Origin of the sequence: Methylorubrum populi, assembly GCA_036946625.1 — a bacterium.
In the GTDB taxonomy this organism is placed as follows: domain Bacteria; phylum Pseudomonadota; class Alphaproteobacteria; order Rhizobiales; family Beijerinckiaceae; genus Methylobacterium; species Methylobacterium populi_C.
Window position 1 is genome coordinate 1,587,027 of sequence record JAQIIU010000002.1, and the last position, 13,225, is coordinate 1,600,251.

Genomic DNA, 13,225 nt, shown 5'->3' on the forward strand with positions numbered 1-13,225 from the left:
GAAAGCCTTCCCCCGTCGGCGGAAGGCACATTCCGCCGCGAACCCGGAGCCTCCGCCGTCAGGCGGCGGAGGCCACCGCCGGCGAGATCATTTTCCGCGCGCGTCTGTCCTCGGTGCTGCCGAGGAAGGCCTGGGCCTCCTCCTTGCGCTCGAAGACGTGGGGGGCGACGCCGCGCTTGGTCAGGGCCTCCTCCATCTTCAGGCGCAGGAAGGCGCTGGTCGCGTAGCGGGTCGTCGTCGCGTAGTAGTTCGCCTGGAGATACTGGATCATCCCGGCATAGTCGTCGTAGAGGTTCTCGTTGAGCCGGAAGCCGTCGTGGTTGATCACGGCGTTGACCCGCTGGCCGGCCTTCCGGCAGGCCTCGACGATGGTCATGCGCAACTCGTCCATGTCGCTCTTCACCCGGCAGTACCAGCCCTCCAGGTTGATGAAGAGGATGTTGCGCTCGGCATCCAGGCTGACGCGCGACGTGAGATCGAGGTTGAGCAGGTCCGAGATCAGGCCCATCGGCCCGTCGCGGAAGATGCGGGCGTCCATCGTCACCGGATTGCGCACCACGGGGGCGAAATCCATGTGGGCGAGGATGTCGCGCTCGATGTCGATCCCGGGCGCCACCTCGATCAGTTCGAGCCCGTCCTTCGTGAGCTGGAACACGCAGCGCTCGGTCACGTAGATCACCGGCTGCGCGCGCTCGACCGCGTAGGGGCCGGAGAAGGTGTTCTGCTGCACCTGGGTGACGAACTTCCGGGCCCGGCCCTCGGTGACGATCTTCACTTGGCCCTCTTGCACGGCGATCTCCAGGCCGCCCGCGGTGAAGGTGCCGGCGAAGACGACCGAGCGGGCGTTCTGCGAAATGTTGATGAAGCCGCCGCAGCCGTTGAGCTTGCCCCCGAACTTCGAGGTGTTGACGTTGCCGGCGCCGTCGCACTCGGCCATGCCGAGGCAGGTCATGTCGAGGCCGCCGCCGTCGTAGAAGTCGAACATCTGGTTCTGGTCGATGATGCAGTCGGCATTCGTCGCCGCGCCGAAGCTGGAACCGGAGGCCAGCACCCCGCCGACCGCGCCGGCCTCGGTGGTCAGCGTGATGTAGGGGGTGATCTTTTCCTCGTTCGCCACGGAGGAAATGCCCTCGGGCGCACCGACGCCGAGATTGACCACGCCGTTGGGCGGCAGTTCGAAGGCGGCGCGCCGCGCGATGATCTTGCGCTCGTTGAGCGGCATCCGCTTGATGCCGGTGACCGGCACCCGGATCTCGCCGGCGAGCGCCGCATCGTACACGACGCCGTAGTTCATGCGGTGCATCTCGGGCTCGGCGACCACCACGCAATCCACGAGGATGCCGGGGACGCGGACATCCTTGGGCAGCAGGTAGCCGTCGTCGACGATGCGCTCGACCTGGGCGACGACGATGCCGCCGTTGTTGCGCGCGGCCATGGCCTGGGCGAGGCAGTCGAGGGTCAGCGCCTCCTTCTCGAAGCTCAGGTTGCCCGACGGGTCGGCGGAGGTGGCGCGGATGAAGGCCACATCGATCTTGGTGGCGGTGTAGAACAGCCACTCCTCGCCATCGACCTCCACCAGCTTGACGATGTCCTCGGTGGTCAGGTCGTTGACCTTGGCCCCGCCGTGGCGCGGATCGACGTAGGTCTTCAGGCCCACCTTCGAGAACAGCCCCGGCTGGCCGGCGGCGCAGGCGCGGTAGAGCTGCGAGATCACGCCCTGCGGCAGGTTGTAGCCGCGGATCAGGTTGGCCTGCGCAGCCTGGGCGACCTTGGGCATGCGCCCGAAATTGGCGGCGATGACCCGCGACAGCAGTCCGTCATGGTGCAGGCGGCCAGTGCCGAGGCCTTTCGAGTCGCCCGCGCCCGCGGTCATGATCAGGGTGAGGCCCCGCGGCGAACCGGTGTCGACGAAGCGCTTTTCGAGGGCCGCGTGCAGCGCCTCCGGGATGCAGCTCTGGACGAAGCCGGTGGTGGTCAGGACATCGTTCTCGCGGATCAGCGCGATCGCCTCCTCGGCCGTGATGACCTTGTTCTTCTTCATGGGACCGCCGTCCTCCGCTCGCCTTCGGTCCGGCCGGGCGGTGCCCTCCGCCTCTTGCCGTCTCCACCCGACATCCTCCCGGCCGCCCGCGAAAATTCGGACGGCTTCCGCCGCCGGCCAGCCGGTCGAATCCTGCATGCATTCATCGTTGCGGCGCATCGATATGCTGTCGCACTGCAATAAACTGCACGTCTTTCGTGAGATAATACCGCAGAACCCCGGCAGCGTATGCCTGAAAAACTCTTCGTTCCAGCTTGAGAAAAATTGCAGGGCTTTTCACCCCGATCGTCGGCAGGCCGCCCGCGCCGGGAAGCAGAGTCCCGCCGGGACAATCGCTCGAAGCCGCGTGAGCGGCTTCGCGGCGCCAAGAGGCACAATCAAGAGCGCCGCGCGGAGCGGGCTTTTCAGGACGGATGTCCTGAAAAGCGTCGAGCGGAGCGAGAGCCCAAGGAGCCGAGATGTCCGCGGAGGCGGGCGCCGGCGACTGAGAGCCTGTTTGACTGCGATCATCCCCTCCCCACCCTCATCCTGAGGTGCCGCGTGAGCGGCCTCGAAGGATGCTCCAGGGATCGCGCGGGATCTGGAGCACCCTTCGAGGCCTCCGCTGCGCTCCGGCACCTCAGGATGAGGGTCGGGATGGGAGTCATGGCTTTCCTCTCGCCTTGCCGTGGCCCGACGAAGACACGTCGGCCGGCCGAACAGGCTCTAAGAGTTATGCCTTTTAAGGTTCGTTTATATTAACTATATCCTTGCAATGAGCGAAGCATTGCAAGGATCCGATCCAGTCTGGTCTGCCGTCATTGAACGGTTCGAGAACTATGCGCCGACGAGCCTGATGGCCCGCACGGCCTTGGAACACGCGCTGCCGGCCGGCTGGATCGACGAGGTGTTCGAGCAGCATCGCCAGCGGCAATACACGCGGGAGTTGCTGTTCTCCACTGTCGTCAGGCTGACGATGCTCGTCGCTCTCGGCCTGCGCTCGTCGTTGCACGCCGCTGCGCGCGAAGCCGAAGACCTGACCGTCTCGCTGCCCGCCCTCTACGACAAGGTCAACCGCACCGAGCCCGACCTGCTGCGCGCCCTCGTGCGCGGCAGCGCGACCCGACTGGCCCCGGTGATGACCGCGGCGGGCACCGGCCATCCGAGCCTGCCGGGCTACGCACTGCGCGTGCTGGACGGCAACCATCTGCCCGGCAGCGACAAGCGCCTGAAGCCTCTGCGCGCGCATCGCGGCGCCGCCCTGCCGGGGCAGACCCTGGTCGTCTACGATCCCGATACCGGCCTGGCCGTCGATCTGGTGGCGGCCGAAGATGCTTATGCCGACGAACGGGCGCTGGCCCGGGCCCTCCTGGACGCTGCCGCGCCCGGTCAGGTCTGGGTTGCCGATCGGCACTTCTGTGTCCGGACCTGGCTGCAGGGTCTGGTTGAGGCAGGCAGCCACTTCGTGGTGCGTCGGCACGGCAACCATCCCCGCCTGGGCGCGCAGGGGGATTGGCAGGCGTGCGGCTCCTGCGAGACCGGCACACTGTGTGAGCAGAGCATTACGCTGGAGGGGAGCGGCGATGCGTGGCGGCGCATCGCGCTGAGCTTGACGGCGCCAACGACGGAGGGAGACCGGACGATCTGGCTGTGGAGCAACCTGCCGGCGAGCGTCAGTGCGGCGCAGATCGCGCAGGTGTATCGGCGACGCTGGCGGATCGAGGGTCTGTTCCTGCAGATGGAACGGGTGCTGCACAGCGAGGCCGGTCGCCTGGGTCGTCCGCGGGCGGCCCTGCTGGGGTTTGCCGCTGCCGTTCTGGCCCACAACGTGCTGAGCCTGCTGAGCGCGTGCATCGAGCAGGTGCACGGGCCCGAGCCGCGGGTCTCGGTGTTCCACCTGAGCCGTCAGATCGGTGCCGGCTACGAGGGGCTGATGGTGGCGCTCGGACACGGCTCTGTGTTGACGGGCCAGGAGGATGCGGCGAGCGTCGCGGCCCGCTTGCTCGCCTTGGCGGAGCGGGTCGACCCAGGGCGGATTGCAACCAGCCCGCGTGGTCCCAAGCGCAAGGTCGACAAGCCCTATGTAGCGGCGGCTACGGCCCGAAAACACGTCGCCACCGCCAGGGTCCTCGAAAAGGCCAAGCTAATGGCTAAGAAAACACCTTAAAAGGCATGGCTCTAAGAGTCCCGCCCGCCGCGCTTGCCCGCGCGGCAGCGCATGATTACGAGGGCCGGCGATGCCCGAGACACCCTTCGGGCTCATGCACGCTCGAAGACCTTTTTCGGAGACCTCCCATGGGCTTTCTCGCCGACGCCCTCTCGCGGGTGAAGCCGTCCGCGACCATCGCGATGACCCAGAAGGCGCGCGAGCTGAAAGCCTCGGGCGTCGACGTCATCAGCCTCTCGGTCGGCGAGCCGGACTTCGACACGCCCGACCACATCAAGGAGGCGGCGATCGACGCGATCCGCCGCGGCGAGACCAAGTACCCGCCCGTCTCCGGCATCAACCCGCTGCGCGAGGCCATCGTCAGGAAGTTCAAGCGCGAGAACGGGCTCGACTACAAGGTCTCCCAGACCATCGTCGGCACCGGCGGCAAGCACGTCATCTACAACGCCCTGCTCGCCACCCTGAACCCCGGCGACGAGGTGGTGATCCCGCGCCCCTACTGGGTCTCCTACCCGGAGATGGTGATCCTGTGCGGCGGCACGCCGGTCTTCGCCGACACCGACATGGCGCACGACTTCAAGCTGCAGCCGGAGGATCTCGAGCGCGTCGTCACGCCCAGGACCAAGTGGATCATCCTCAACTCGCCGTCGAACCCGTCGGGCGCCGCCTATACCCGCGACGAGATGAAGAAGATCACCGACGTGCTGATGCGCCATCCGCAGGTCTGGGTGCTCACCGACGACATGTACGAGCACCTGACCTACGGCGACTTCGCGTTCGTCACGCCGGCCCAGGTCGAGCCCGGCCTCTACGAGCGCACGCTGACCATGAACGGCGTCTCGAAGGCCTACGCCATGACCGGCTGGCGCATCGGCTACGCCGCCGGCCCGGAGCCGCTGATCAAGGCGATGGACTTCGTGCAGGGCCAGCAGACCTCGGGCGCCTCCTCGATCTCGCAATGGGCGGCGGTGGCCGCGCTCGACGGCACGCAGGCGCACCTCGCCCGCTTCAAGGCGGCGTTCCAGGAGCGGCGCGACCTCGTGGTCTCGATGCTGAACCAGTCGAACGGCCTCAAGTGCCCGGTGCCGGAGGGCGCGTTCTACGTCTACCCGTCCTGCGCCGAGCTGATCGGCAAGACCACCGAGAGCGGCAAGACCCTCGCCTCGGACGAGGACTTCGTCACCGAACTGCTCCAGGCCGAGGGCGTCGCCGCGGTCCACGGCTCGGCCTTCGGCTTGGGGCCCAACCTGCGCATCTCGTATGCCACCTCCAACAAGACCCTGGAGGAGGCCTGCCGGCGCATCCAGCGGTTCTGCGGTTCGCTGCGGTAGGTGCGCCGCCCGGCGGCTGTCGTGGCGTGGGACGGGCCTCCCGCGGCAGCCGCTGCGGCCTCAATCGACGGCAGTCCCTTCAAGCCAGGGATTCAGCACCACGACACGCGCCCTCCTGAAATCATCGACGTCGCGCGTCACGAGCGTCAGCCCATGCTGGAGCGCGGTCGCCGCGATGATGAGATCGGGTTGCGGAAAGGTGTGGCGAACCGTCCGGCCCTCCTCGACGAGCATTCGCCAGCGGAGCATGACATCTTCGCTGACCGGTAGGATGCGCTCCGCGAACATCGGCCGGATGCGGGCGTCGAGCCAGTTGCGAAGGGCTGCCCGCTTCGCTTCGTCATCCGCGCGCTCGATACCGTATCGTATCTCGGCCAAGCTGACCGTACTGACATGCAGGCTGACGAGCGGCTGAGTGCTGACGAAGGCGGTGACTCTCGGATTCGGGCGCGGTCGACGAAGTTCCGAGAGCACGTTCGTATCGAGGAGCCAACCCGTCACAAGATCGGATCGCGTACGGGCATTGGAAAACGCTCCGGCTCGATCTCGATCTCCCGATCCGGCGAGGCCTGAAGGGCTGCGACCAGAGCCTCCCCCGTCGTCTGGCCCTTCAAACGGCGAAAGTCCTCGGCAGAGATGACGACGACCTCCTCCTGCCCGCGAACGGTGACATGCTGCGGCCCTTCGCTCCGGACGCGCCGAACGAGTTCGCCGAAACGCGCCCTGGCATCGGCCAGACGCCAAGAGCGCTCGGGCGTGGTCTCCGGGTCGGTCGAGTGGGTGCGTCCCGTCATACGGTTCAAAGTAGCAGGTCCGATCATCGCTTCAACGCGGCAGATCAAGGGATCGACGCGCCGTATCTCCGATCTCTGCGGAGCGACGTCACGGCGCGGTTGCCCGCGGCGGCGCAGACATCTACATCGGCCCTCCCCGCAACCGAGGCGCCCGATGGTTTCGCGAGCCCTCTCGGGCCGGCGTGGCGGCGGGGCCGGCAGTGACGGGGCGGTGCGGACCAGTTCTCTGCGCCGTTCCTGTGACGCTCAGTGGGCCGAGCGGCTGTCGGTGCGTCGGGAGCACGGGGAACAGGAACCGCGATCCCGGCGCATGGCCCACCTGTCGGTTTTCCGCCGGCCACGATCCGGCATGCGTCGGGACGGCCGCGGGGTTCCCGGGCTCCGGCGCGAGAACCGTTAACGATCTTTCTCAAGGGAAAGCGAACCGGTCGCGTGCAATCTTTTCGGACCTTATCGCTAAAAGGTTCCACCATGTCCCATTCCGGCAGAGCCCGCGCCGCCGCCCGCCAGTACCTGCCGGAATCGAAGCTGGAAGACCTCGCCAGCAGCCTGAGGCGGCTCGCCAACCATCGCGGCCTCGTCCGCAGCGAGATCGCCAGTCCGATGCTGCTGCGCCTGCTGCCGCCGCCCCGGCGCGCCGAGCAGAAGAGCTACGAGGCCGACCTGCGCCAGCGCCTCGCCGACGCCAATCTCGACGCACCCCGCATCGCCTATCTCATGGCCGACGCCGAGCGGGAGATCGCGGTCGCCCATACACGGCTGTCGGGCTGAGCCGGCCCGTCAGCGAAAAGCGGCGATACCGAAGCGAACAGTCACCGGGCCGACACCGGTCAGGCGACCTCGACCCGCCCGTCGAGGCCGATCAGGCGGCCGAGGCCACGCACCCGGTTCAGCAGACGCTCGCCATTGAGCTCGGCCCATTCGGCCGGCAGGCGCAGCACCACCTTGCCGTCCTCCACCGCGAGCGGCATCCGCTTGAGCGGCCCCTCCATCCCGGCCGAGACCGGGAAGGCCACGCGCATCAGCGCGCCGACGAGGCGGGCGCGGTCGAACAGGCGGGGACCGGCGAGCGCCCGCAGGGTCGGGCTCGCCCGTTCCGGCGCCACGCCCTCGTGGCGGAAATAGCCCGACAGGGCGAGATAGGCGCGGCCGGGATGGTCGATCCCGGCGAAGGCGGCGTTGGCGATCACGTTGAGGCTCTGCTCGCCGCGATAGTCGGGATGGGCCCGCCAGCCGATATCCGAGAGCAGGCAGGCGGCGTGGCGCAGGCGCCGCTCGCCCGCGGTCTCCGGGCCGTCGAGGGTGGCGATGAAGTGGTCGGTCCAGTCGCGCAGTTCCTCGCCGTGGCCGGGGGAGCGGGCGCGCTGCCCGTTCAGCGCCTGCGCCGCGACGATCAGCGGATCGGTGAGTCGGGCCTCGCGGTCGAGCTGCTCGAACAGCAGCCCCTCGCGCACGCCGGAGGCGGAGATGGCGATCTCGCGGGGGCGCCCCAGCCGGATGATCTCCTCCAGCACCACGGCGCCGAAGGCCAGCAGCGGCCGGCGCGCCTCGGAGATGGTCTCGACCTCCTGCAGGGTCGCGGCGTCGCTCGCCTCGACCATTTCGAGGAAGCTCAGCTCGTCGGAGGGCTCGACCGCGTAGCCGTGCATGACGTGGAGCGGGTAGCCGCGCGCCGCCTGATGCAGCCGTGCCAGCGCCCGCCACGTGCCGCCGACCGCGTAGAACGAGCGCCCGCGCAGGGTGTCGAGCTGCGGCTCGGCCTTCTTCAGGTGCTCCCGCGCGAGCTTGCGCGCCTTCTTCAGCGAGCCCTCCGAGAGATCCTGAAGAGCGAGTCCCCCGAGCGGCATGGTCACGCCCTGGCCGACGGTGGTGCCGTTGACGTCGACGAGTTCGAGCGAGCCGCCGCCGAGATCGCCCACCACGCCGTCGGGCGCGTAGAAGCCGGAGACGACGCCGAGCGCCGACAGCTCCGCCTCGCGCCGGCCGGAGAGAAGCTGGATGTCCTGGCCGAGCGCCGCGCGCGCCGCTTCCAGGAAGGCCGGGCCGTTGGCCGCGTCCCGGGCGGCGGCCGTCGCCAGCACGAAGATGCGGGCGATCCGCATCGTGTCGCACAGGACGCGGAAGCGGCGCAAAGCGGTCAGCGCCCGCTGCACCGCATCCTCGTTGAGGCGCCCCGTGGAGAAGACGCTGCGGCCGAGCCCGCACAGCACCTTCTCGTTGTAGAGCGGCGTCGGCGCCCGCTGCAGCCCGTCATAGGCGACGAGCCGCACGGAATTCGAGCCGATATCGATGATCGCGACGGGGCTGGGCGTCTGTGCGGTCGTCATGGAGGCCGGCCGTTCGGCGGAGTGGGCGAGCGTCAGGTGCGGACGTGTCGGACCCATGCATCCCCCATTTGAGCGCATCGTCCCGAAAGCCGGAAACCACCTTTCGGGACGATGCTCTAGGACGGCGCCCCGCGCCGGGAGCGCCCACGTTCGTGCCGGGCGGGTCGCCCGCCCGGCGCAGCCCGTCGTCAGGACCGCTGCGAGCGGCGGCTGAGCGCCCGCGGGCTCGATTTCTTCGACGACTTGCCGCGCCCGGACAGGCTCGGATTCGTCATGAAATACTTGTGGGCGTTGAACGGTTCCTCCCCTTCCGCGGGGCCGATCCGCTCGCTGGCGCCCGATGCCAGTACACGCCAGCTTTGCCGGTTGTCGAGGAGGTTGGCCAGCATGATCTGGTCGAGCACCTGCTGATGCACAGTCGAGTTCGTGATCGGCAGGAGCGCCTCGACCCGCCGGTCGAGGTTGCGCTGCATCAGGTCGGCCGAGGAGATGTAGACCGTGGCCTTCGGATGCGGCAGCCCGGCGCCGTTGCCGAAGGCGTAGACGCGCTCGTGCTCGAGAAAGCGCCCGACGATCGACTTGACGCGGATCGTGTCGGACAGGCCCGGGATGCCGGGCCGCAGGCAGCAGATGCCGCGCACGATGCAGTCGATCTGCACGCCCTCCTGGCTGGCATCGTAGAGCGCGTCGATGATCTGCGGATCGACCAGCGAGTTGCACTTGATCCAGATCGCCGCCGGGCGCCCGGCCCGGGCATGGGCGATCTCCTCCTCGATGTGCTGGAGCAGGCGCGGCTTCAGCGTCAGCGGCGAGACCGCCATGCGCTCCAGTTCCGCCGGCTCGGCGTAGCCGGTGACGAAGTTGAAGATGCGCGAGACGTCGCGGCCGATGGCCGGGTCGGCGGTGAAGAAGGACAGGTCGGTGTAGATGCGCGCGGTGATCGGGTGATAGTTGCCCGTGCCGACGTGGCAGTAGGTGACGAGGCGGTCGCCCTCGCGGCGCACCGCCATCGACAGCTTGGCGTGGGTCTTCAGTTCGACGAAGCCGAACACCACCTGCGCGCCGGCCTTTTCGAGGTTGCGCGCCCAGCGGATGTTGGCCTCCTCGTCGAACCGGGCCTTCAGCTCGACGAGCGCGGTGACCGACTTGCCGGCCTCCGCGGCCTCGGCGAGCGCGGCGACGATCGGCGAGTTCGAGGAGGTGCGGTAGAGCGTCTGCTTGATCGCCACCACGTTCGGGTCGCGGGCGGCTTGCGCCAGAAACTGCACCACCGAGTCGAACGACTCGTAGGGGTGGTGGACGATGAAGTCCTTCTGGCGGATCGCGGCGAAGACGTCGCCGCCCGATTCACGGATCCGCTCGGGGAAGCGCGGATTGTAGGGCTTGAACTTGAGATCCGGCCGGTCGATCCCGACGATCTGCGACAACTCGTTGAGCGCCAGCATCCCCTCGACCACGAACACCGAGTCGGGGGCGATCTCCAGTTCGTCGGCGACGAAGGCGCGCAGCTCCTCCGTCATCCCCGCCTCGATCTCTAGGCGGATCACGACGCCGCGGCGGCGGCGCTTGATCGCCGATTCGAAGTGCAGGACGAGGTCTTCGGCCTCCTCCTCGATCTCCAGATCGGAATCGCGCACCACGCGGAAGGCGCCCTGCCCTTTGAGCGAGTAGCCGGGAAAGAGCCGGCCGGCATACTTCGCGATCACCTGCTCGATGGCGACGAAGCGGGCGGTGCCGTCGCCGGCCACGTCGGGCAGGCGCACGAAGCGGTCGAGCAGCGACGGCAGGCGGATCAGGGCGCGCAGGGTGCGCCCGTCGCGGGGCCGCACCATCATCAGCGCGACGGTGAAGCCGAGATTGGGGATGAACGGGAAGGGGTGGGCCGGATCGATGGCGAGCGGCGTCAGGACGGGGAAGACGTAGGTGAGGAAGTAGTCGTCGAGCCAGGCGAGGTGCTCGGGCGACAGCTCGGCCGGATCGGCCAGATGGATGCCGTTGGCGTTCAGCTCCTCGCGTAGCGCCCGCCAGCGCTCCTGCTGGTCGAGGGCCAGCCGCGACACCTCGTTGCCGATCCGCGCGAGCTGCTCGGAGGGGGTCAGGCCGTCCTGCGAGGGCACGACGAGGCCGGCGCGGACCTGATCGTGCAGGCCGGCGACGCGCACCATGAAGAACTCGTCGAGGTTGTTGGCCGAGATCGAGAGGAAGCGCAGTTGCTCCAGAAGCGGGTGATTCGGGTTGGAGGATTCCTCCAGGACCCGGCGGTTGAACTGGAGCCAGGACAGCTCGCGGTTGACGAAGCGCTCGGGCGAGTGGCGCAGCGACCGGCCGGCCTCGAGCACCGGCTCGCGGGCGGCCTCCGCCGCAGCGCCCTCGGCCCCCGCGTCGGGTTCGGCCGGCTTCTCCGCCGCCTTCTCGGCGGCGAGGATGCGGGCGGCACGGGCGGTGCGGGCGCGGGCGGATTCGCTGCGCACGCCCCGCTCGGTGGCGAGGCTGGTCTCCTCGGCCTCGGTCGCCTCCACGTCCCGGGCGACGACATCCGACTCCCCTTCCGACAACGCGCTGGCTCCCTTCCGCTTCGGTCCTGTCCGGCGGCTCCCTAGCACGGGGCGGCCGGCCCTGTTTGACGGTTTCGTGACAACGGGCCGGGGCTCACGACGCTCCCTCGTCCGCGTCAGTCCCTTCATCGCCGCCCACTTCGCCGTCCTCCTCCGGGCCGTCGGCGCCGTCGAGCCGGTCGAGCACGGCGAGCGCCAGCGGGCGGGTGATGCGGCGGCGGCGGCCGAGCGCGTCGCGGTCGAGTTCGGCCACGACCTCGCGGGCGCGGGCGAGCGAACGGTCGATGCGCAGCGCCAGGGCGTCGACCACCGAAGTGTCGATGCCGAGCTGCCGGTCGGCGAACAGCTTGACGATGACGGCCTTGAGCAGCGCGTCGTCCGGCGGGCCGATCTCGGCGCCGGGCGCGAGCCGCAGGCGCGAGCGAAGATCCGCCACTTTCAGACCGAACCCGTCGACGGGTCCGCAGGCCGTGAGCAGGACCGGAAAACGCCGCTCGCGGGCGAGGTTGAGCAGGTGGAACAGCCCCGCCTCGTCGCGGCCGGCCTCGCGGTCCACGTCCTCGATCACCAGGGCGCCGTTGGAGATCAGGTGCGAGACACGCTCCATCGCCACGTCCGAGGCCGAGACCGTCCAGGCTTGCGCCCGCGTCGCCCAGATCGAGGCGAGATGGCTCTTGCCGCTGCCTGCCGGTCCGCGCAGCAGGAACACGGTGTCCGGCCAGTCGGGCCACGCCTCGATCAGGGCGCAGGCCTCCTCGTTGGAGGGGCTGACCAGAAAGTCCTCGGCACCGTAGCGCGGATCGAGCGGCAGGTCGAAGGCGAGCTGCTTCGGGGGGGCGTTGTCGCGCATCCGGGCACTCTACACCGTCGCGCGCGATCAATCGCGGGCCGGCAGCGGGCGACCCTCGGCATCCCCGATCAGCACCGGCCCGTCGCCCCGGTAGAGCCGGCTCTCGAGATAGCGCGCGATGCCGAAGCGCACGACGACGCCGATGGAGGCGGCCACCGGCACGGCGAGCAGCAGCCCGAGGAAGCCGAACAGCGAGCCGAAGGCCAGCAGCGCGAACATCAGCCAGACCGGATGCAGGCCGACCGAGTCGCCCACGAGCTTGGGCGAGATCACGTTGCCTTCGAGGAACTGCCCGACCAGGAACACGCCGACGGTGAGCCCGATAGGCAGCCAGTCGCCCGAGGGCCACCACTGCACCAGGGCGACGCCGACCGAGAGCATGAAGCCGGTGAGCGTGCCGACATAGGGGATGAAGGTCAGAAACCCTGAGATCATCCCGATCAGTACGCCGAAGTTCAGCCCGACGAGGAACAGGCCGACCGCGTAGAACGAGCCGAGGATGAGGCAGACGAGGCTCTGGCCGCGCACGAAGCCGGTCACCGCCCCGTCGATCTCGCCCGCGAGCCGCCGCGCGGTCGGGCGGTGGCGCGGCGGCACCCAGCCGTCGAGGGCGGCGATCATCCGGTCCCAGTCGTGCAGCACGTAGAAGGCGACGACCGGCGTGACGACGAGGAGCGAGGCGATGGAGACGAGCGCTTGGCTTCCCGTCCAGAGCGACTTGAGGAAGGCCAGGAACCACGTCCCGCCCTGCCCGACCAGGGCACCGACCGAGGATTGCAGCTCGTTGACGACTTCCGCGCCGCCGATGCGCTGGAGGAGCGGCCCGGCGCGCTCGACGAGGATGCTCTGGAGCCGCGCCACCATCGTCGGCAGGGCGTTGACGAGCGAGGCGATCTGCCCGGCGGCCAGCGGCACGACGATGATGAGCACCACCACGAGCCCGATCACGAAGCCCGCCAGGATCAGCAGGGTCGCGGCGAGCCGCCCGAGGCCGAGCCGTTCCAGGCGGTCGGCGAGCGGATCGAGCAAGTAGGCCAGCGCCAGCCCCGCCACGAAGGGCAGCATCACCTCGCGCAGTTCGTAGAGCAGGAAGACGAGGACCGCGAGAATGGACAGCCCGATGATTGCCCGCCCGCGCATCGAGACCCCCTTCGCCGCCCTTTCGCAATGCGAAAGAGTGG

The 13,225-nt window shown here is 68.9% G+C and carries 10 protein-coding genes; 3 read left to right on the forward strand and 7 right to left on the reverse strand.

The genetic code is table 11. The features are described from left to right. Positions 1 to 58 precede the first annotated feature (58 nt). Positions 59 to 2,041, reverse strand: coding sequence for an acyl CoA:acetate/3-ketoacid CoA transferase (locus PGN25_09455; GenBank protein ID MEH3117802.1), 1,983 nt, complete (start codon positions 2,039 to 2,041; stop codon positions 59 to 61). Between the two features lie 835 nt (positions 2,042 to 2,876). Here PGN25_09455 and PGN25_09460 point away from each other — a divergent pair. Next, positions 2,877 to 4,187, forward strand: a complete 1,311-nt coding sequence (locus PGN25_09460) for an IS4 family transposase (GenBank protein ID MEH3117803.1) — start codon at positions 2,877 to 2,879, stop codon at positions 4,185 to 4,187. A 128-nt stretch (positions 4,188 to 4,315) separates the two neighbouring features. Further along, complete coding sequence (locus PGN25_09465) at positions 4,316 to 5,518, forward strand: pyridoxal phosphate-dependent aminotransferase (GenBank protein MEH3117804.1); 1,203 nt, start codon at positions 4,316 to 4,318, stop codon at positions 5,516 to 5,518. A 60-nt stretch (positions 5,519 to 5,578) separates the two neighbouring features. On the opposite strand, the gene PGN25_09470 is transcribed toward PGN25_09465, so the two are convergent. Together PGN25_09470 and PGN25_09475 are read right to left on the reverse strand one after the other, a co-directional pair. Next, positions 5,579 to 6,019 carry a type II toxin-antitoxin system VapC family toxin gene (locus PGN25_09470; protein MEH3117805.1) on the reverse strand — a complete coding sequence of 147 codons (441 nt, stop codon included), beginning with the start codon at positions 6,017 to 6,019 and terminating at the stop codon, positions 5,579 to 5,581. Next, complete coding sequence (locus PGN25_09475; GenBank protein MEH3117806.1) at positions 6,016 to 6,339, reverse strand: type II toxin-antitoxin system Phd/YefM family antitoxin; 324 nt, start codon at positions 6,337 to 6,339, stop codon at positions 6,016 to 6,018. The genes PGN25_09470 and PGN25_09475 overlap by 4 nt, the downstream gene beginning before the upstream one ends. A 444-nt stretch (positions 6,340 to 6,783) precedes the next feature. On the opposite strand from PGN25_09475, the gene PGN25_09480 reads away from it, so the two are divergent. After that, positions 6,784 to 7,083, forward strand: coding sequence for a hypothetical protein (locus PGN25_09480; protein MEH3117807.1), 300 nt, complete (start codon positions 6,784 to 6,786; stop codon positions 7,081 to 7,083). A gap of 59 nt (positions 7,084 to 7,142) precedes the next feature. On the opposite strand, the gene ppx is transcribed toward PGN25_09480, so the two are convergent. From ppx to PGN25_09500, 4 genes are all read right to left on the reverse strand, one after another. Next, the gene (gene ppx, locus PGN25_09485; GenBank protein MEH3117808.1) at positions 7,143 to 8,639 is read right to left on the reverse strand and encodes an exopolyphosphatase; all 1,497 of its coding nucleotides are present in this window, start codon (positions 8,637 to 8,639) and stop codon (positions 7,143 to 7,145) included. A gap of 188 nt (positions 8,640 to 8,827) precedes the next feature. After that, complete coding sequence (locus tag PGN25_09490) at positions 8,828 to 11,194, reverse strand: RNA degradosome polyphosphate kinase (GenBank protein MEH3117809.1); 2,367 nt, start codon at positions 11,192 to 11,194, stop codon at positions 8,828 to 8,830. A 94-nt stretch (positions 11,195 to 11,288) separates the two neighbouring features. Continuing rightward, positions 11,289 to 12,044 carry a hypothetical protein gene (locus PGN25_09495; protein ID MEH3117810.1) on the reverse strand — a complete coding sequence of 252 codons (756 nt, stop codon included), beginning with the start codon at positions 12,042 to 12,044 and terminating at the stop codon, positions 11,289 to 11,291. A gap of 27 nt (positions 12,045 to 12,071) precedes the next feature. Next, the gene (locus PGN25_09500; protein ID MEH3117811.1) at positions 12,072 to 13,184 is read right to left on the reverse strand and encodes an AI-2E family transporter; all 1,113 of its coding nucleotides are present in this window, start codon (positions 13,182 to 13,184) and stop codon (positions 12,072 to 12,074) included. Positions 13,185 to 13,225 lie beyond the last annotated feature (41 nt).